General features: G+C 62.3%; 21 protein-coding genes. 11 read left to right on the top strand and 10 right to left on the bottom strand.

The features are described 5' to 3' along the window. The first annotated feature begins 155 nt into the window (after window positions 1-155). The 3 genes from A3AY_RS0122820 to A3AY_RS0122805 all read left to right on the top strand — a co-directional run bounded on the left by A3AY_RS0122820 (window position 156) and on the right by A3AY_RS0122805 (window position 3311). On the top strand, window positions 156-1337 hold the full coding sequence (locus A3AY_RS0122820; protein ID WP_018328005.1) for a Gfo/Idh/MocA family protein: 1182 nt from the start codon (window positions 156-158) through the stop codon (window positions 1335-1337). Window positions 1338-1426: 89 nt separating this feature from the next. After that, window positions 1427-1690, top strand: a complete 264-nt coding sequence (locus tag A3AY_RS0122815) for a type II toxin-antitoxin system ParD family antitoxin (protein WP_018328004.1) — start codon at window positions 1427-1429, stop codon at window positions 1688-1690. A 244-nt stretch (window positions 1691-1934) separates the two neighbouring features. After that, on the top strand, window positions 1935-3311 hold the full coding sequence (locus tag A3AY_RS0122805; protein ID WP_026203728.1) for a GH1 family beta-glucosidase: 1377 nt from the start codon (window positions 1935-1937) through the stop codon (window positions 3309-3311). Window positions 3312-3327: 16 nt separating this feature from the next. Here A3AY_RS0122805 and trhO read toward each other — a convergent pair whose 3' ends face one another. The 5 genes from trhO to A3AY_RS0122780 all read right to left on the bottom strand — a co-directional run bounded on the left by trhO (window position 3328) and on the right by A3AY_RS0122780 (window position 7051). Continuing rightward, a complete protein-coding gene (trhO, locus tag A3AY_RS0122800) occupies window positions 3328-4287 on the bottom strand; it encodes an oxygen-dependent tRNA uridine(34) hydroxylase TrhO (protein WP_018328001.1) in 960 nt (319 codons plus the stop codon). A gap of 83 nt (window positions 4288-4370) precedes the next feature. After that, window positions 4371-4739 carry a VOC family protein gene (locus A3AY_RS0122795; RefSeq protein ID WP_018328000.1) on the bottom strand — a complete coding sequence of 123 codons (369 nt, stop codon included), beginning with the start codon at window positions 4737-4739 and terminating at the stop codon, window positions 4371-4373. Window positions 4740-4809: 70 nt separating this feature from the next. Then, window positions 4810-5502 (bottom strand): helix-turn-helix transcriptional regulator, encoded by a 693-nt coding sequence (locus A3AY_RS0122790; RefSeq protein WP_018327999.1) that lies wholly within the window; start codon window positions 5500-5502, stop codon window positions 4810-4812. Window positions 5503-5679: 177 nt separating this feature from the next. Beyond that, on the bottom strand, window positions 5680-6585 hold the full coding sequence (locus A3AY_RS0122785; RefSeq protein ID WP_018327998.1) for a CHAD domain-containing protein: 906 nt from the start codon (window positions 6583-6585) through the stop codon (window positions 5680-5682). Next, window positions 6569-7051: a CYTH domain-containing protein gene (locus A3AY_RS0122780; RefSeq protein WP_018327997.1), complete on the bottom strand. Its 483-nt coding sequence runs from the start codon at window positions 7049-7051 to the stop codon at window positions 6569-6571. The genes A3AY_RS0122785 and A3AY_RS0122780 overlap by 17 nt, the downstream gene beginning before the upstream one ends. 237 nt (window positions 7052-7288) lie before the next feature. On the opposite strand from A3AY_RS0122780, the gene A3AY_RS0122775 reads away from it, so the two are divergent. From A3AY_RS0122775 to A3AY_RS0122760, 4 genes are all read left to right on the top strand, one after another. Beyond that, window positions 7289-7927 (top strand): 2-dehydro-3-deoxy-phosphogluconate aldolase, encoded by a 639-nt coding sequence (locus A3AY_RS0122775; protein ID WP_018327996.1) that lies wholly within the window; start codon window positions 7289-7291, stop codon window positions 7925-7927. 130 nt (window positions 7928-8057) lie between these two features. Beyond that, window positions 8058-8822, top strand: coding sequence for a tellurite resistance TerB family protein (locus A3AY_RS0122770; protein WP_018327995.1), 765 nt, complete (start codon window positions 8058-8060; stop codon window positions 8820-8822). Window positions 8823-8956: 134 nt separating this feature from the next. After that, complete coding sequence (locus A3AY_RS0122765; RefSeq protein ID WP_018327994.1) at window positions 8957-9649, top strand: GNAT family N-acetyltransferase; 693 nt, start codon at window positions 8957-8959, stop codon at window positions 9647-9649. Next, window positions 9646-9861, top strand: coding sequence for a hypothetical protein (locus A3AY_RS0122760; protein ID WP_018327993.1), 216 nt, complete (start codon window positions 9646-9648; stop codon window positions 9859-9861). Before A3AY_RS0122765 ends, A3AY_RS0122760 begins: the two co-directional genes overlap by 4 nt. Before the next feature lie 10 nt (window positions 9862-9871). On the opposite strand, the gene A3AY_RS0122755 is transcribed toward A3AY_RS0122760, so the two are convergent. The 3 genes from A3AY_RS0122755 to A3AY_RS0122745 all read right to left on the bottom strand — a co-directional run bounded on the left by A3AY_RS0122755 (window position 9872) and on the right by A3AY_RS0122745 (window position 12592). After that, window positions 9872-10945, bottom strand: coding sequence for a nickel/cobalt transporter (locus tag A3AY_RS0122755; RefSeq protein ID WP_018327992.1), 1074 nt, complete (start codon window positions 10943-10945; stop codon window positions 9872-9874). Further along, on the bottom strand, window positions 10939-11580 hold the full coding sequence (locus A3AY_RS0122750) for a DUF1007 family protein (RefSeq protein WP_026203727.1): 642 nt from the start codon (window positions 11578-11580) through the stop codon (window positions 10939-10941). Before A3AY_RS0122750 ends, A3AY_RS0122755 begins: the two co-directional genes overlap by 7 nt. Window positions 11581-11698: 118 nt before the next feature. Beyond that, window positions 11699-12592 (bottom strand): LysR family transcriptional regulator, encoded by an 894-nt coding sequence (locus tag A3AY_RS0122745; RefSeq protein ID WP_018327990.1) that lies wholly within the window; start codon window positions 12590-12592, stop codon window positions 11699-11701. A 700-nt stretch (window positions 12593-13292) separates the two neighbouring features. Here A3AY_RS0122745 and odc2 point away from each other — a divergent pair. The 4 genes from odc2 (at window position 13293) to A3AY_RS0122725 (ending at window position 16951) form a co-directional block, all read left to right on the top strand. Continuing rightward, window positions 13293-14426: an ornithine/lysine decarboxylase gene (odc2, locus tag A3AY_RS0122740; RefSeq protein ID WP_018327989.1), complete on the top strand. Its 1134-nt coding sequence runs from the start codon at window positions 13293-13295 to the stop codon at window positions 14424-14426. 91 nt (window positions 14427-14517) lie between these two features. Then, window positions 14518-15108 (top strand): GNAT family N-acetyltransferase, encoded by a 591-nt coding sequence (locus A3AY_RS0122735; RefSeq protein ID WP_018327988.1) that lies wholly within the window; start codon window positions 14518-14520, stop codon window positions 15106-15108. Window positions 15109-15272: 164 nt separating this feature from the next. After that, entirely contained in the window at window positions 15273-15965 is a 693-nt protein-coding gene (locus A3AY_RS0122730; protein ID WP_026203726.1) for an OmpW/AlkL family protein, read from the top strand. 542 nt (window positions 15966-16507) lie between these two features. Then, window positions 16508-16951 carry a glyoxalase superfamily protein gene (locus A3AY_RS0122725; RefSeq protein WP_018327986.1) on the top strand — a complete coding sequence of 148 codons (444 nt, stop codon included), beginning with the start codon at window positions 16508-16510 and terminating at the stop codon, window positions 16949-16951. 48 nt (window positions 16952-16999) lie between these two features. On the opposite strand, the gene A3AY_RS0122720 is transcribed toward A3AY_RS0122725, so the two are convergent. Further along, a complete protein-coding gene (locus A3AY_RS0122720) occupies window positions 17000-17989 on the bottom strand; it encodes a WD40 repeat domain-containing protein (RefSeq protein WP_018327985.1) in 990 nt (329 codons plus the stop codon). Continuing rightward, entirely contained in the window at window positions 17989-19095 is a 1107-nt protein-coding gene (locus A3AY_RS0122715) for a CobW family GTP-binding protein (RefSeq protein ID WP_018327984.1), read from the bottom strand. Before A3AY_RS0122715 ends, A3AY_RS0122720 begins: the two co-directional genes overlap by 1 nt. Window positions 19096-19125: the final 30 nt, after the last annotated feature.

The following is a 19125-nucleotide window of genomic DNA, read 5'->3' as shown; positions in this document are numbered from 1 at the left end:
CCCACAAGGGGGGAGATCATTCTTTTCCCTTATAAATTTTGAGTAAGGGAGGCACGAGGTTCGCGATCCATCTCCCCCCTTGTGGGGGAGATGTCGGCGTAGCCGACAGAGGGGGGTAAGCCCTCCGCAAACTCTGAAATCCAAGGGAGAAAAACATGGCAATCGAAGGAACCACAGAGGTTCGCGAAAAGCGCATTCGGCTCGGCATGGTTGGCGGCGGGTCGGGCGCGTTCATCGGCGCGGTTCACCGTATGGCGGCGCGTCTCGACGATCATTTCGAGCTGGTCGCAGGCGCCCTGTCGTCGACACCGGAAAAGGCCAAGGCGTCGGGCGCCGAACTCGGCCTCGATCCGTCGCGCAGCTATTCCGATTTCCGGGAAATGGCGATCCGCGAGGCCAAGCTGAAGAACGGCATCGAGGCGGTCGCCATCGTCACGCCGAACCATGTGCACTACGAAGCTGCCAAGGAATTCCTCAAGCGCGGCATCCACGTGATCTGCGACAAGCCGCTGACCTCGACGCTTTCGGACGCAAAAAAGCTGAAGAAGCTGGCCGACGAGAGCGATGCCCTGTTCGTCCTGACCCACAATTACACCGGCTATCCGATGGTCCGCCAGGCCCGCTCGATGGTCGCGAATGGCGATATCGGTGCGGTCCGGCTCGTGCAGATGGAATATCCGCAGGACTGGCTGACGGAAAACATCGAGCAGTCCGGCCAGAAACAGGCCGCCTGGCGGACCGATCCGGCCAAGTCGGGTGCGGGCGGTTCGACCGGCGATATCGGCACCCATGCCTATAATCTCGGCGCCTTCGTCTCGGGCCTCGAACTGGAGGAGCTTGCCGCCGATCTCGATAGCTTCGTCAAGGGCCGGGCGCTGGACGACAACGCCCATGTGATGATGCGCTTCAAGGAAAGGGACGGCCAGCGCGCCAAGGGCCTGCTCTGGTGCAGCCAGGTCGCCCCCGGCCACGAGAACGGGCTGATGGTGCGCGTCTATGGCACCAAGGGCGGGCTGGAATGGACGCAGAAGGATCCGAACTACCTGTGGTACACGCCGTTTGGCGAGCCGAAGCGGCTGATCACCCGCGCCGGCGCCGGTTCCGGCCCGTCCGCCGCCCGCGTCTCGCGCATCCCGTCGGGCCATCCGGAAGGCTATCTCGAAGGCTTCGCCAATATCTACACCGAAGCCGCCCGCGCCATCTTCGCCCGCCGCAAGGGCGAGGCTGTCGACCCGGCTGTCATCTATCCGACAATCGACGATGGCATGAAGGGCATGGTGTTCGTCGATGCCTGCGTCCAGTCCTCCAAGCGTAACGGGGCGTGGGTGAAGGTCTAGGTCTTCGCCCTCAGCGGTCTTTAACGGTTCGCGCTTGCTTCTATGCTGACTGTTATTGCCTCCTGTCAGAAGACGGAGAGGAAGGTGGCATGGCCAGCAGCGCAAATCTCGGGCGGCATCTGGAACACTACGTGACCGATCTGGTGAAACGCGGACGCTACAACTCTCGCAGCGAAGTGCTGCGAGAAGGCGTGCGCATGATCGAGGATCGCGAGAAACGGCTGGCCGCGCTCGACCTCTCGATCGCCCGCGGGCTTGCGGATGTAGAGGCTGGGCGCCTGAAACCGGCGAAGGATGTTCGGGCGCGCCTCATGGCCAAATATCAAGACGAGGCGAAAGACGCCGATTTGTGATCGTTGTTTTTACCGACGAGGCTGAAAGGGACATCGAGCATATCGCCTACTACATCGCCCGTGACAATCAGGATTGTGAGGCCATTCTTTTTCCTGAAACATGAAGAGCTGATACTTGCCTGGGCCGCATGGCGCCTTGCCGAAAACGGTTGACTTTTCCGCATACAATTCTACTGCAACGTTTCAGATTTCATGACTGACGCGGGCCGAATCCTGGTTGGTGCCGCGCGATTTTAGGAGAGCGATGATGGTCGAAGCAAAGAAACTGGCAAAGCGCTTCCCCGGCGATTTCCTCTTCGGCGTGGCCACCGCCTCGTTCCAGATCGAGGGTGCGACGAAGGCCGACGGGCGCAAGCCGTCCATCTGGGACGCCTTCTCCAACATGCCGGGCCGGGTCTATCAGGGCCACAACGGCGATATTGCCTGCGACCACTATAATCGGCTGGAGGACGACCTCGACCTGATCAAGAGCCTCGGCGTCGGGGCCTACCGCTTTTCCATCGCCTGGCCGCGGATCATCCCGGAGGGCACCGGCCCGGTCAACGAGAAGGGACTGGATTTCTACGACCGCCTCGTCGACGGCCTGAAGGCCCGCAATATCAAGGCCTTCGCGACGCTCTACCATTGGGACCTGCCGCTGGCTCTGATGGGCGATGGTGGCTGGACGGCGCGCTCGACGGCCTATGCCTACCAGCGCTATGCCAAGACGGTGATCGCTCGCCTCGGCGATCGGCTGGATGCGGTCGCCACCTTCAACGAGCCGTGGTGTTCCGTCTGGCTCAGCCATCTCTGGGGCATCCACGCGCCGGGCGAGCGCAACATGGATGCAGCCCTTCGGGCGCTGCATTTCACCAATCTCGCCCATGGCCTCGGCGTTGCCACTGTGCGCGAGGAGCAGCCGAAACTGCCGGTCGGCATCGTCATCAACCCCATGCATGTCTATGCCGGCAGCGACAGCGCCGAAGACAAGGCGGCGGCCGACCGTGCCTTCGATTTCCACAACGGTGTGTTCTTCGGCCCGGTCTTCAAGGGCGAATATCCGGAGAGCTTCCTCTCTGCGCTCGGCAATCGCATGCCGGCGATCGAGGATGGCGACATGGCGACGATCAGCCAGAAGACCGACTGGTGGGGCGTCAACTACTACACGCCGATGCGTGTCTCCAACGATCCGGTCGAAGGCGCCGAGTATCCGGCAACGGTCAGCGCCAAGCCGGTCAGCGACGTCAAGACCGACATCGGCTGGGAGGTTTTCCCGCAGGCGCTCGGCGACCTGATCCGCACGGTGAACGCGCGTTACCAACTGCCGGATTGCTACATCACCGAGAACGGCGCCTGCTACAATATGGGCGTCGAAAACGGCGCGGTCGACGACCAGCCGCGGCTCGACTATATCGCCGACCATCTCTCGGTCACGGCCGACCTGATCGCCGAGGGCTATCCGATGAAGGGCTATTTCGCCTGGAGCCTGATGGACAATTTCGAATGGGCGGAAGGCTACAGGATGCGCTTCGGCATCGTCCATGTCGACTACGAAACCCAGGTCCGCACCATCAAGAAGAGCGGCCACTGGTACAAGGAACTGGCAGGGAAGTTCCCGAAGGGCAATCACAAGGCGGAGTGACCGCCTTGTTCGATCGTCAGCTTCCCAGGTGCCGCTCGCCGCGCTTCTTGGCGAGCTCGATCTGCTGCTGGCGCTGGCGGTAGCGCTTGCGGTCTTCTTCCGTGCGCGTGTCGTGGCAGTGCACGCAGGAAACGCCCTCTTCGTGGTGGGGCGACGTCAGGTCTTCCGGCGTCAGCGGCTGGCGGCAGGCGTGGCAGAGCGTGTGCTCGCCTTCCTGCAGGCCATGCGTCACCGAAACCCGGTCGTCGAAGACGAAGCAGGCGCCGTCCCAGAGGCTTTGTTCCTGCGGCATCTCCTCCAGATATTTCAGGATGCCGCCCTTGAGGTGGTAGACCTCCTCGAAGCCCTGTTCCTTCATGAAGGCTGTTGCCTTCTCGCAGCGGATGCCGCCGGTGCAGTACATGGCGATCTTGGGCTTGTTGGCGAGATCGGTATTGTTCTTCACCCAGTCGGGGAAGTCGCGGAAACTCTTGGTCTTCGGGTCGATGGCGCCGCGGAAGGTGCCGATCGCGGTCTCGTAGTCATTGCGGGTGTCGATCACCAGCGTATCCGGATCCAAGATCAGCGCGTTCCAGTCCTGCGGCGCGACATAGGTGCCGACCACCCTGTTGGGGTCGATATTCTCGACGCCCATGGTGACGATCTCCTTCTTCAGCCGCACCTTCATGCGCAGGAAGGGCATGGACGACGCCCAGCTTTCCTTATGCTCGAGGTTCGTGAATTCCGGCTGGCTGCGGAGAAAGGCCAGAACGGCCTTGATGCCGTCCTGCGGCCCTGCAATCGTGCCGTTGATGCCCTCGTGCGCAATCAGCAGGGTCCCCTTCACCTGATTGTCGTCGCACATCGCCTGCAGCGGTTGCCGGAAGTCGGCGAACCGGTCGAAGGAAATGAAATGGTAAAGTGCTGCCACCAGAAACTGGCCATTGGCATCCGGAAGGCTGGCTTCCGGGCGAGGGGTTTTGAGCGTGTCTGTCATGCGGCGTGAAATACAGCTTTCGGCTCTTTCGCGCAATCCGCATCGCGGCCCGGCGGTTTGAGGCCGGGCCGCGACATTTCGTGTCAGATGCCTTCGGGCGTGAAGACGCGCAGGCGGTGGCCATCCGGGTCGGCGCCGGTGAAGGTATAGCCGAAGTCCATCGCCACCGGCTCCTGCAGGATGGTGATGCCCTTCCTGCTCCATTCGGCATGCAGCGCATCGACGCGCTCGCGGTCGTCGACGGAAATCGCCAGTTCGCTGCCGCCGGCATCGACGACCACCTTGGGTTCGATGGTCTTCCTCGACCAGAGGCCGAGCTTGGTGCTTTCGTTCATCTTGAACAGCGCGAAAGTCGGCGAAAGCTCGAGCGGCGTCGTGCCGAGAACGACCTGGTAGAAATTGGCGCTTTCTGCCGGGCTGTCGACGGCGAGCAGGATGTAATCGGCTTTCATGATGGTCGTCTCCTTGGTGGTTTGCGGAGACCGTTTTATTGAGGCCTGCTGTCAGTTTCTGGCAGTAGGATCACATGTCGCTCTTCACATTGTGGACCCGGCGCCATTCCGCCAGCAAGTGACCTCGCGTCTGCGGAACGCGGATATCCGTCACGATCATCGAGGCAATCCGTTCGGCTCGAAAATGCCGGAAATCCTCGCGCAGCTCGCACCAGGCGGCGAGAACGCGGGTTTCCTCGAAATAGCCGAGCGCAAACGGCCAGATGCGCCGGTTCGTCGATCGGCCATTTATGTCGGCATAGCCGATATCGAGCTTGAAGCCCTGGCGGATCGCTTCGCGGACCGCCGCCAGATCGGTGATGCCGACAACAGGTTTTCTGGCCGAGGAGACGAGCAGGGAGTTGGTCTCCAGCTCGCGCCTGAGGTCGGCCGGCAGCACGGCGGCGATCTTTGCCAGCGCATTGCGGGCGGCGTCCTTCAGTTCGTCGTCGGTTCGCGCCGCCACCCAGCGGGCACCCAGCACCAGCGCCTCGATCTCCTCTTCGCTGAGCATCATCGGCGGCATCAGGAAGCCGGGCTTCAGCACATAGCCGAAGCCGGGGGCGCCCTGGATATCGGCGCCCTGCGCCTGCAGGGTGGCGATGTCGCGATAGAGCGTGCGGATGCTGATGCCGAGGCGCTGCGCCAGTGCTGCGCCGCTCACCGGGCGGCGGTAGGTGCGCAGAAGCTGGATAAGGTCGAGCAGCCGGGTCGAGCGGGTCATGCCGCACGGTACTGCCACGAAATGGCAGCATCAACCCCAAAGCGAACAGGCGCGTGTATGTCACTTCACAGCGCCGAGCGACTTTCAGATGCCACCGTCACGGCGGCGAGAAGATGGCGCCTGTCTTGTCGAACAAGGCGACCGGATGAGCGGCAATGAGACCATTATGCAGTCGTTTCAGGCCTCGTCCTGCCACAACAGTCGGATTTTCCGGCTTTCGTCCACTGGATCATCTCGAAAAACGGACCCGGCAGCGGCAACGGCTGATTTGCGCAGAGCCTCCTGTCGCGTGATCACCGCCGACAGGAGATGGACGAGGTCCTCGCTTTTGCCGAAAAGGTCCGGCTGCTCGTTGACGAGGGAGGTAAGCAGCGCGAGATCGTTGTGGTGGCCGAGCAGATCGACGATCTCGGTCGCCTCGACCCTCTTTGCATGCATCGCCGAAGGCCAGAGCGGCTGCAGCAGATAGAGGTAGTAGCGATAGTCCTGGCAGCGTTTGCGCAGTTCGTGAAACAGATGCGCGTCCGTCGTGTCCGTGCAGGTCTCGCGTGCCGCCGCGGCGCGCTTCAGCATTTTGCGCCAACTTTTCGCCAGGTGTTTGGCGTTCCTGTCGCCGTCATCCTCGAAAGTGACATGCGACAGCGCTTCCAGGGCCTGGCCGCAGGTAGCAATCGCCGTCGCCACGTTTTCCTCCAGCGGTTTCTCATCAGCCGCGAGTTTGTCGCGCCGGACCGCCAGCATCTTGGCGATCCGCTTCAGTGCAGCGCGCTCCTCGTTGCTTTGCGCTTGCTTGAGCAGATATTGGCTGACTTCAGCCAGAGCCGTCGCGTCGCGAAACGTCGAAAGCGTTTTTGCCATCTCCCGTATGCGCGCGTTTTCGGCCTGCCTGAAAGCGGGCGCCGCGGTGGCGGTGAGGCGATAGAGGGAACGCAACCGCTTGAAGCATTTGCGGGCATCATGAATCGCTTCCAGCAGCCCCTTTGGGCGCTCCGTCAAGGCGGCAATCGCGAGGTTCAGCTGCTCGCTGCCAACCGCCCGGATTTCCTTCGTGAAGTTCTCAGAAGGGTCAATGTGATAGCTCATGCTCGCTCTTTGAAGCCAAGGTGGCCAGAAACTGGTTCGAATAGCGTGGGTCGCCGGTCACTTCGGCACCCAGCCAGGCGGGAAGATCCGGCGCGTCGCCTTCGGCGCTCAACTCGACCTCGGCGATGACGAGGCCTTCATGCGCGCCGCCGTAGACATCGACTTCCCAGACAAAGCCGCCATGCATCACCTCATAGCGAGTCTTCTCGATCACGAGGCCGATCGCCTTGACCATTAATTCCTTCGCATCGGTGACCGGAATGTCATACTCGAATTCGTCACGCGTCATCGAGCCGTTGGTGATCTTGATCGTCAGCTTGGCGCGTTCGTCGTCCATCAGCCGCACGCGGGCCGAACGGTCATCCATGGTTACGACATAGGCCTGCAGCAGGCATGTGCCGCGACCCGCCTCGCTTCTCCATCCGTCGGAAGCTACCAGAAACTTGCGCTCAATTTCCTTGGCCATCGCATTGCTCGCTGCCTCGCGGAGGTCGATTATGCATAGATTACAGGTTTGTGATGCGGTAACAAGCAAGCACTTCGGGTTAGGGGCGGGTATCGCCACGCGCTGCGGCGCCTGTTGTCAAGCCTGCGTCATCCTGCTCGAATAGGCTTTCGAAAACGCCCGTTTGGTCTCGACAAATGCGGACGGGAAGAGTATTCGAACTGCGATTTCAATCGTTTTAAAGCAAAGGCGGCCGGCATGAGCAAGAAAACCGATACACTTCTTTCCGTCCTCAAATTGCAGCCGGTGGTACCGGTGCTGATCATTGATGACGTCGCAACCGCGGTGCCGCTGGCGCGGGCTTTGGTCGCAGGCGGTCTGAAGGCGATCGAGATCACCTTGCGCACGACGGCCGCGCTCGAAGCGATCCGCGCCGTTGCCAACGAAGTCGAGGGCGCTGTTGCCGGTGCGGGCACCATCCTCAATGCGGCCCAATATCAGGCCGCGGTCGAAGCGGGCTCTCAGTTCATCGTCAGCCCCGGCACGACGCAGGAACTGATCGACGCTGCCAATGATTCCGACATCCCGCTTCTGCCGGGCGCCGCCACCGCCAGCGAAGTCATGGGCCTGCGCGAGGAAGGCTACGAGGTCATGAAATTCTTCCCCGCAGAGCAGGCCGGTGGCGCGGCTTACCTGAAGGCGTTGTCCTCGCCGCTTGCCGGCACGCTGTTCTGCCCGACCGGCGGCATCTCGCTGTCGAATGCGAAGGACTACCTGTCGCTGCCGAACGTCGTCTGCGTCGGCGGTTCCTGGGTGGCGCCGAAGGACCTGGTCGCCAAGGGCGACTGGGCCGGCATCACCAGGCTCGCTGCCGAAGCGTTTGCCCTGAAGGGCTGATTGCCGCGCATGGATGCGCAGGAGAGGCCGTGCCCCCGGGACACGGCCTTTTTCGTCTTCGCGTTTGTATTTCCTTCGTCGCATTCCTATGTCTCAATCCGACTTCGACCGGCCAAGGGAGTGTGACCGTATGTTTGACGCGAAGAAATTGCTCGATCAATTCCTGGGTTCGCAGGTCCCGGGCGCCGGCGGCACGGTGCGCGGTCGTGCCGGGCAGGTCACCCAGATGGCCAAGGACAATCCGCTCGCCGCCGGCGCGCTCGCCGCCGTGCTGCTCGGTACCGGCACCGGCCGGGAAGTGACGGGCGCTGCGCTGAAGCTCGGCGGTCTCGCCGCCATCGCCGGCCTCGGCTACCAGGCCTACAAGAATTACCAGGCCGGCAAGGAGCCTGTCGCGCAGCCCGAAGCGCAGCCGCTGCCCGAGCTTCTGCCGCCGCCGGCCGATTCCGGTTTCAGCACCGAACCCGCCGTCGTTCGCAACGATTTCGTCCTCGTCCTGGTTCGTGCCATGATCGCCGCGGCTCGCGCCGATGGCCATATCGACGATGCCGAGCGCGCCCGCATCATGGACAAGGTCAGGCTTTCGGGGCTCGATTCCGAAGCACAACAGTTCCTCGATGACGAGCTGAGCAATCCCGTCGATCTCGACGCGATCGTCGCGGCCGCAACGACGGAAGAGGAACGCGTCGAGCTCTACACCGCTTCGCGCCTGGCCATCGAGCCGGACAGCCGCGCCGAACGCGGCTACCTCGATCTCCTCGCCGGCCGCCTCGGCCTTGCCGATGCGCTGGTCGATCATATCGAGGCGACGGTGTCGGCCGCCAAGACGCCGGTTGCCGAACCGAAAACCTCCGTTCCCCGGGCCGGGGAGCCGCCGATCAAATCGCCGTGGTGATCCATCCATCACCACTTTGCATTTGTGCGGATGCCTGAGCTGTCCTATGCCAGCGGCAAAGCTTGGGGAATTCGGCTCGGGTGATCCCCGGGCCGATTCCGAGCCGGTTAAATGGTGTCTCGGGAGAGCAGCAGATGCGCGATTTGACGAATTGGAGCGGTTGCCCGGCGCCGAAGCCGGTGACCCTGGAAGGCCGGTATGTCCGCATCGAGCCTTATGATCGCACCAAGCATCTGGCCGCGCTGTGGCAGGCCTTTGGCGGTCTCGATATCAATGCGCGCCTCCAGTATTTCTCCCAGGACGATTTCCGCGGCATCGAGGATTTCGATGCCTGGCTGACCACCGTCCAGAAATCCGGCTGGGTCACCGAAGTGTTCTACGACAAGGCAAGCGGCGATGTCGTCGGCATGGCCAACTACATGCGTCCCGACCCGGCAAACGGCGTGGTCGAGGTCGGCGGCGTCGCGCATTCCTTCGCCATGGCCCGCTCGCCGCTTTCCACCGAAGTGCATTACCTGATGGCCAGGCACGCCTTCGAGGATCTCGGCTATCGCCGCTACGAGTGGAAATGCGACAACCGCAACGAAGCGAGCAAGAAGACGGCGCACCGCCTCGGCTTCACCTTCGAAGGGGTTTTCCGCCAGCATATGATTTCCAAGCGGGCAAACCGGGATACGGCCTGGTTTTCGATGATCGACGGTGAATGGCCGCAGCTCAAGGCAGCCTTCGAAGCCTGGCTGTCACCGGACAATTTTTCAGCCGACGGAACACAAAAGCGCAGGCTTGAAGATATTCGCGCAGCGCTGGCGCAGAAGGAGACGGCATGACCGCGCCGGAAAAGAAAGACCGCTCGCCGGCCATTGCCGCCGCCATCATCCTCGTCGTGGTCGGCTTCGGCTTCTTCATCCTGCCGAAGATCATGCTGTCGCTCGGCGATATCTCGCCGTGGCTGGCGGCCGTCGTCGGCGCGCTGTTCGTGCTCGGCTTCTTCCTGATCTTCTGGCTGCGGGCGCGCCACCAGCGGCGACGCGGGCTTTGAAGGTTCGCGCTCAGCCCTGCAGCGAGGCCCCGAGCAGCACCAGGCCGAGCACCAGCACCAGCAGTGCGCCGGAGATTTCGATGCCATTGCTGATCCGCATCGCCGCGTTTCCGCTTGCGGCATAGCGCACGGCGAGGTCCTTGGCGGTTACTGCCAGTGTTGCCAGCGCCGAGACGGTGATGGCGGTGCCGATCGACATGGCGAAGACCGAAAGCACGCCACCCAGATAGAGGCCATTCAACAGCGCGAAGCTGAGCACGATCAACGCGCCTGAGCAGGGCCGCAGGCCGACGGCGATGATCGCCGACCAGGCTTCCCGCAGGGCGAAGCGGTCGCCCTTGAGCATCGACGGATCGGGCGCATGCGCATGACCGCAGGTGTCGCAGACCTCGCCCGGTCCATGGCTGTGGCCATGATGGCCGTGATCGTGATGGCTGTGGTTCTGGGAATGATGCGCATGGTCATGGTGTCCATGATCGTGCTCGTGTGCGCTGTGATGATGATTGGCATCTTGCGCCATGGCCGGGACCAGCCGGCGCTGGTGCAGCCCGCGCAGCTTGCGAAACAGCAGCCAGCCACCGAAGGCGGCAATCAACGCGTAGCTCACCACCTCGAGAAAATGCGTCGCCTGCGTCATCGAGATCGAGGAACCGCGCAGCACCAGATAGGCGGCGCCGACCAGCAGGATGGCAACGCCGCCCTGCATCATCGAGGAGAGGAACGACAGGAGCACGCCGCGCTTCAGCTCGGTCTCATTGGCGATCATGTAGGAGGAGATCACCGCCTTGCCGTGGCCGGGGCCGGCGGCGTGGAAAACACCATAGGCGAAGGAGAGCCCGATCAGCGACCAGAGCTGCCAGGGGTTTTCCCGCATGCCTTTGATCGCTTGCGTCAGCGTATGGTAGAAACGCTGCTGCTCCATGTTCACGAAGGAGAAGAAGCCACCGAACAGGCCCGTCGTCTTGAAGGCCGGCTCGGCCGTGCCGATGCCAAGCGGCGACTGAGCATGGGCCGCGGCAGCGCACGCAACCGTCAGCATCAGCGCCAGGCCGAGCAGGCGCGCGGGTCTGCGCATCGTCAGCATTTGAATTCGATCCTCGTCGCAAACATTTTCGACATGTCCGTCCCCGTCGGGTCGTTGAAGAAGGCGTCGGTGAGGCTCGCCTGGTTCTGCGCCAGCACCTCGTCCGGATCCGGGCGCACCACCTTGTGTTCGCACGCCTTCAGCTGATCGCCGACCGGCACCAGATCCTCATCGGTCGGAAAATCCATCGCCGTATACATGGTCGGATCGTAGACGCCGAACGACAGGCTGCCCTTGAGCGGCATCGCCTCGGCGGGCTTGACGGCGAACATCAGAAGCAACTGGCCGTCCTTGTAGTCGGCGGTGATCGCGTCGGGCTTGTTGACCTTGATGGATTTGCCGTTGTCGTTGATCGTCGTGTAGTAATTGTATTCCGAAAGCGAATCGAGAACGGTCTGGCCGACTTCCTGCAACTCGTCGGGATCGAGCTGCGCGTTGGAGTTCTTGTCGAAATCCATCACGACGCTGGACGAAAACAGCTCGTCGAACCGCCAGACATTGCGCAGTTCGGTGATCTGGTTCGTCCCGTCGGCGACGATCTCCAGGCGCGCCTCGGCGAAGATGTGCGGGTGGGCGAGGGCGGCGCCGGGGGCAAGGGAGGCCGCGGCCGCCAGGATCAGGGACAATGGTTTCATGGTGGTCGTGCTTCCCTTCGCTGCACCGGCGCAGCCGATCGATCTGCCCAATATATCCTGCAATGGATGTCAAATGGGACGGAATTGGGACTTTGCAACTGCGGCAAAGTCGACAATGTCAGGTGTTCTTGCGGAACCAGTTATAGAGGAAATCGACAAAGGTCCGCACTTTCGTCGGCAGGTAGCGCCGATGTGGATAGATCGCATAAATGCCGCGGTCCTTGGGAAGATAGGTTTCCAGGATCGGCACGAGCGTTCCGGCGGCAATCTTCGGCCGGGCGATGAATTCCGGAACGCCCGATATGCCAATGCCCGATTCGGCCGCGCGCACGGCGGCAAGCGGGCTGTTGACCTCAATCGGCCCGCCGACCGGTACGCTGAACGTCGTGCCATCCGGTTCGACGAAGCGCCAGTTGCTGTAGGAGCGACCGTTGGTGTCGAGGATGCAGGCGTGCCGTGACAGTTCGGAGGGATGGTTGATCGGGCCGTTCTTTTCCAGAAATGCCGGCGATGCACAGATCTGCACCTGGAAGTCGTCCAGCTTGCGGGCGATCAGCGTCGAATCCTCCAGTTTGGTGATGCGGATCGCGACATCGAAACCTTCTTCGACCAGGTCGACGAACCGATCGTCGGAGACGATCTCCAGCGACAGTTCCGGATGCGCCTTGCCGAAATCGATCAGCGATTGGCCGATCTCGGCATCGACGAAGGTGCGCGGCGCGGAAATGCGCAAGCGGCCCTTGAGATCGGAATTGCTGGCGCGCACGAGGTCGGCGAGGTTGTCGATCTCCTTGAGGATCTCAGACGCCGTCCGGTAATAGGTGTGCCCGGCCTCCGTCAGCGAAAATTGCCGGGTGGTGCGGTTGAGCAGCAGGGCGCCGAGCTCGTCCTCGAGTTCGCGCACATATTTGGAGAGCAGCGCCTTGGAGCGCCCGCCGCGGCGGGCCGCGGCGGAGAAGCCCTCGGCATCGACCACGTCGATGAATGCGCGAATCCGGGTCAGAGTATCCATCGGTCGTCATTCCTTTTGCACAACTAACGCATTCGATTCGCGCCGCCTATCGGGCGACCGCATTGCACCATCGAACGGCGGTCTTTCGCACTGCCGATTTCGCTTGCCGCAACTTGCGAAAAGAGGGGCCAGTTTTTTGAAGTGAAAACGATTGGAATCAATGGGTTGGTCCCTCCGTTCCGGCGCCCCTCATTGTTCATTAAATGTGAACGTCGTGATTGTTTCCGTCTCTGCAAAAAATTCAACAGAAAAACGGAAAAAACGCTTGATTACGACAGGGTTTTTTCTTATCTCCCACTCAGCCCAAAGTCGCACGTGCCCATGGGTGTCCGCCGAACCCTCGAATTGGTGAGGAAATCGGTAAGGTACCTGGAATTAACCCCTCCAGTCGCTACTCCGGCCAACCGGAAAATGCGAGGACATCTGAAGCAACGACGGTGCGGGCCTTTTTGTTCTCTTCCGGCTTTCCATCAGCCGGGGTTACTGAAGAGGCACACCTTCATTGCCGGAAGTGCGGTAGGGTTCTCCCTCCAATCAATGGCAGACAAAGCCGAACAAAGCTCTTGGCGGGGCGTTGTTCACCATCCGCGCATCGTGCGCATGTCTGGTCCCGGGGTCTCCACCGGCTGGTACCAGGACGTGTTCGCGTATGCCCTTTGTCCTCCGGCTTGCCGGAGCCTAACTGATTGGGGATACCCTTATGACGACTGCACGCATCATCGACTTCCTGAACACCCGACGTCCCGAAGGCCCGTGCCTTGTGGTTGACCTCGATGTCGTGCGCGACAATTTCAAGGCTTTCCGTCATGCCCTGCCGGACAGCTCGATCTACTATGCCGTCAAGGCCAACCCGGCGCCGGAAATCCTGCGGCTGCTCGCCTCGATGGGCTCCAACTTCGATTGCGCGTCCGTCGCTGAAATCGAAATGGCGCTCGATGCCGGTGCGACCGCCCACCGCATCTCCTTCGGCAACACGATCAAGAAGGAGCGCGACGTCGCCAAGGCGCATGCGCTCGGCGTTTCGCTCTTTGCCGTCGACAGCCACGAGGAAGTCGAAAAGATTTCCCGCGCGGCTCCGGGCGCACGGGTGTTCTGCCGCGTCCTGACCGATGGCGAAGGCGCCGAATGGCCGCTGTCGCGCAAGTTCGGCTGCGTTCCGCAGATGGCCGTCGACGTTCTCGTCTACGCCCATCAGCTGGGCCTCACCTCCCATGGCGTCTCGTTCCATGTCGGTTCGCAGATGACCAAGGTCGATGCCTGGGATTCGGCCCTTGCCGATGCCAAGCGCGTCTTCGTGCAGCTGGCAAAGCAGGGCATCGAGCTCAAGATGGTCAACATGGGCGGTGGTTTCCCGACCAAGTACCTGCGTGACGTGCCGTCCGCCGAAGCCTATGGCAAGGCGATCTTTTCTGCGCTGCGCAAGCACTTCGGCAACAACATCCCGGAAACCATCATCGAGCCGGGCCGCGGCATGGTCGGCAATGCCGGCGTGATCAAGTCGGAAGTCGTGCTGATTTCGAAGAAGTCGGACAACGACAACCACCGCTGGGTCTTCCTCGACATCGGCAAGTTCGGGGGTCTCGCCGAAACCATGGACGAGGCGATCCGCTACCCGATCCGCACCGCGCATGACGCCGACGAGATGGAGCCCTGCGTGCTCGCCGGCCCGACCTGCGATTCGGCCGACGTGATGTACGAGAAGAACATGTATCCGCTGCCGATCTCATTGACGATCGGTGACGAGGTTCTGATCGAGGGCACGGGCGCCTATACGACGACCTATTCGGCCGTCGCCTTCAACGGCTTCGAGCCGCTGAAGTCCTACGTCATCTGACAAGCCTGCTCCGGTTTTTTAAGGCCGGAGCAGCAAGTTCACAATTTTCGTTCATCGCCGCTTATCACGGTATTGGGTACGGGAGGCCAAAATGGCCGCTGTTCTTGATTCTGTCCGCGCGTTCTTCGCGCAGAATGCCTTCACCATCGACATGGAAAACCCCGGCGACGTCGTCGCGCGGGAAAACCTGCTCGATCGCGCCATGGGGCCGAACCGCCGCCGCAAGTCGTCGGAAGCGCTGCGCCGCGGCCGCGTGCCGGCCGAGGGCCTGGCGCTGGTTGCCCGCGATCCGGACGGACACGTCATCGGTACGGTGCGGCTGTGGAACGTCGAAGCCGGTGTCGGCCGTGACGGTTCGCCGGTCGATGCCCTGCTGCTCGGCCCGCTCGCGGTCGATGCCGCCCATGAGGGCAAGGGCATCGGCGGCGCGCTGATGCGTGCCGCCATCGGCGAGGCGAAGACCCGCGGCCACGGCGCCATCCTGCTCGTCGGCGATGCGCCCTACTACGAGCGCTTCGGCTTTTTCGCCGCCAAGGCGCAGCACCTCGTCATGCCCGGCCCTTTCGAGCGCAACCGTTTCCTGGGCCTGGAGCTGAAGGACGGCTGGCTGGAAGGCGCTGCCGGCATGCTCGTCGCCAGCGGCCGCAAGCTCGCCCTGCCGAAACTGCGCCGGGCCGCCTGAGAAACGCCGTTCGTGGCGCTCGCCACGAACGGGAATTCTCCTGTGCTCAAAATGCCACATTTGCGTTTTGTGGCGTGGCGTTTGATCTGGCTCAACTCGTTTCCGTCTCGTTTCTCCAAATGCTCGTTCCGGTTCTAGTGGCCGATTTGATGCTGAAGGAGAGAATGATGACTATGAAGACGACGGTACCCGGAGCGGTGGCTGCCTTTGCAACGCTGATGTTCGCGGGTGTTGCCACCCACGCCGGCGATCTGACGGCGCCGCTGGTCGCACCGGCTGCGTTGGAGGACACTGCGCAAAGCCCGTGGATGATTCGTATGCGGGCTCTTGGCGTCATCACCCACGACAGCGGTTCGGTCGATGGCATTCCAGGGTCGGATCTGTCCTATTCGGATTCAATCACGCCCGAACTCGACATCACCTATTTCTTCACCGACAACATCGCCGCCGAACTCATTCTCGGCACGACCAGTTCCAAGGTCTATACCGAAGGTTCCATCGCTGGACTGGGGCAGGTCGGCAAGGCCTGGCTGTTGCCGCCGACTGTGACGGTGCAATACCATTTCACCGATTTCGGCGCCTTCAAGCCCTATGTCGGCGCGGGCGTGAACTACACCATCTTCTACAATCACTCCGATGCCGGCGCGTTCACGGACTTCAAAATCGACGACACCTTCGGCGCTGCGCTGCAGGTCGGCTTCGATTACAAGCTCGACGAGCATTGGGGTCTCAACTTCGATGTCAAGAAGCTGTTCCTCGAGCCGGAATGGAAGGCCAATCTTGGCGGCACGGCGCTGTCCGGCAAGGCCAAGCTGGATCCGTGGCTGATCGGCGCCGGTGTCAGCTACCGCTTCTGACCGCGCGATCACTACGGGGACGGCTTCCTGCCGCGCATGACCAAATGTTCTTGGCAAAACAGCGGTTTGGCGAAGGGCGGACGTTTTGTTGGGGCCGTTTTTTCCCCGGGCCGTCGTCCGGTGGCACTCTTGGCCTGTCTTCAGGGCGGGAAACCGGGATCGCGAACCGGCCTCGCCACCCGGCGCGGTCCGGTCCTGAAGGCGGTGCCGGAGAGATGGGCAAAATGCCCGGAACATCCGGTGCCGGCAGGCAGCAAAGCCTGACACATCTACCAAACCGATACCGCTGCCTGCCGATCCCAAGCAGCGCCGCTCCGGAGTCCCGACTGTCTCCGGAGCGGAGTTTCGCCATGGGTGAAATTGACAGCCCCGTCCGGATGAACTACAGGCGATGGCACGGGTGAGAGCCCCGGCCGTCCGCAGGCGTAATGCCTATGGTGAAGTCTCTCGTTCCCAATTCGGTCGTCCATCATCATGGCGTGCGAACGGTGGCAAGGCGGGCTCCCTCCGAAAGACGGCACGCTCCATGTTGGAGACCTCACATGCGCGGATCAATCCCGCTCCCGTCCCTTGATGCCCTGAAAGACCAAGCGAAGCGGCTCCGCGCCGGTTTGGCCACCGAAGGGCAGCCTATCAGCCACTCGAAATCCCTCGAACTTCTGGCCGCGCAATACGGCTTTCGCGACTGGAACACGCTTCATGCGATGGCGGGCAACCGGCCGCCGCTCAATCCCTGGATGCTTGGCTCGCGCGTCAACGGCCATTATCTCGGCCAGCCTTTCGAGGCAAAAATCCTCGGCGTCCAGGCCGTCACCGCCCAGCCCGGCCGCTACCGGCTGACCCTCGATTTGGATGAGCCCGTCGACGTCGTCACCTTCGACAGCTTCTCGGCCTTCCGCAAGCGCGTCCATTGCACGATCGACGAAACCGGCCGGACGGTCGAAAAGACATCGAATGGCCGGCCGCATGTCGAACTGATGTGGTGATCGTCGCGGGCCTTTGCGGCCCGCGATGCCTGTTGCCGCAGAAGGAGATCAGGCGGTGATATCGACCACGCCGCAATCGCCGGCTTCCGAGCCGAAGGCGAGTTGCGCGCCGTTCTTGCTCCAGGCCATGGCGGTGATCGCGCCCTTGCCGGGGCGGCGCAGCAGCACTTCCTTGCTGTCTGCGAAGCGCACGACGAGGATCATGCCGTCGGCATAGCCGATCGCGACGATCTCCTCGACCGGATGGCATGAGACCTGGGTGACCATGATGTTGGCGCGCGTGCCGAGTTCGAGCGGTGCCTTTCCCATCGGTCCGTCCTTGGCCTGGAAAGGCCAGACGATGGCAGCCGGCGCCCCGGAGGAAGCGAGCCATTTGCCCTTGGCAGACCAGGACGTCGATTTCACCTTGGCGGGGTAGCCGGTCATGCGCATGTGGCGCGTCTCGGCGCCGGGCTTGGTGTCGAGCTTCCAGCCGTGCAGGGCGTTTTCCTGCATGGTGGTGACGACGAAGCGGCCGTCGGGCGAGAAGGTCACGCCGGTATGGGCGCCCTTCCATTCAAGGTCAGTCGGCTGTCCGGCCATTGCGACCCAGTGGAGCGACACGCCGTTGTAGCGGGCAAGCGCGATGCGCATGCCCTTTGGCGCAAAGGCGATGCCTTCGACGGTGCGCTCCTCGGTGAAATCCTTGACAGAACCGTCGGCGAGCCGGACATGCGCCGTCTTGCCGTAGGCATAGCCGACAGACCCTTGCGGGCCGGCGGCGACCTGCGAGATCCATTTACGGGGCACGCTGGCGATTTCGGTCGTCGTCCCGTCCGCCTTGACGCGCAGCACCTTGCCGTCCTCGCCGCCGGTCAGCAGCGTATCGGTGGCGTCGTCGCGCACGCAGGAGAGAAGGCCCTCATGGGCTTCGACGGTCTTGTGGCCATGGTCGAGGCGATGGATCAGGCCGGAGGATTCGGCAAAGAACGGCACGTCGCCGAGAAAGGCCACGCCCGCGACGTGGCCTTCGAGATCAAGGGGAGCAACTGTCGGCATCAGTGCGCTGCGGCCTCGGCGGGAGCGGCCTCGCAGGCCTTGAAGGTGCGTTCCAGCTTCTCGCGGTCAAGCTCGCGGCCGATGAAGACGAGGCGGCTTTCGCGCTTCTCGCCGTCCTTCCACGGGCGCTGGTGGTCGCCCTCGATGATCATGTGCACGCCCTGGACGACATAGCGCTCCTCGTCGCCCTTGAAGGCGATGATGCCCTTGAGCCGCAGGATGTTGGGGCCCTCCGTCTGGGTGATCTTCTGGATCCAGGGGAAGAAACGGTCCGGATTCATCTCGCCGCCGCGCAGCGAAACGGATTGCACCGTGACGTCGTGGATCGGCGAGGGGCCGTGGTCATGATGATGGTGGTCATGGCCGTGATGGTCGTGATCATGATGGTGGTGGTCGTGGTTGCAATCCGGGCCACAGGCGTGGTCATGATCGTGGTCGTGATCGTCCTGATCGAGAAAATGCGGGTCGTTTTCCAGCGCCCGTTCCAGATTGAAGGCGCCCTGGTCGAGAACCTTCGTCAGGTCGATCTCGGAGCGCTCGGTCCGGTGGATGCGAGCAGTCGGGTTGATGACGCGGACGGTCGCCTCGACCTTCGCAAGTTCTTCCGGCGTCACCAGGTCGGTCTTGTTCAGAAGCACGACATCGGCAAAGGCGATCTGGTCTTCCGCTTCGCGGCTGTCCTTCAGGCGCAGCGGCAGATGCTTGGCATCGACCAGGGCGACGACCGCGTCGAGCTCGGTCTTGGCGCGCACATCGTCGTCCATGAAGAAGGTCTGGGCAACGGGGACGGGATCGGCAAGGCCGGTGGTTTCGACGATGATACCATCGAAGCGGCCGGGACGGCGCATCAGGCCCTCGACGACGCGGATCAGGTCGCCGCGCACGGTGCAACAGACACAGCCATTGTTCATCTCGTAGATCTCTTCGTCGGATTCGACGATCAGGTCGTTGTCGATGCCGATCTCGCCGAATTCATTGACGATGACCGCATATTTCCGGCCATGGTTCTCGGAAAGAATGCGGTTGAGCAGCGTCGTCTTGCCGGCGCCGAGATAGCCGGTGAGCACGGTAACGGGAATTGGCTTGGCGGTGGATGCTTCGGTCATGGGGAAACCTCAAGAAAATTCGGGATGCGT

Source organism: Rhizobium giardinii bv. giardinii H152 (assembly GCF_000379605.1).
GTDB lineage: Bacteria > Pseudomonadota > Alphaproteobacteria > Rhizobiales > Rhizobiaceae > Pararhizobium > Pararhizobium giardinii.
The sequence above is the reverse complement of the archived record's forward strand: the minus strand, read 5'-3'. Positions and strand labels throughout refer to the sequence as shown.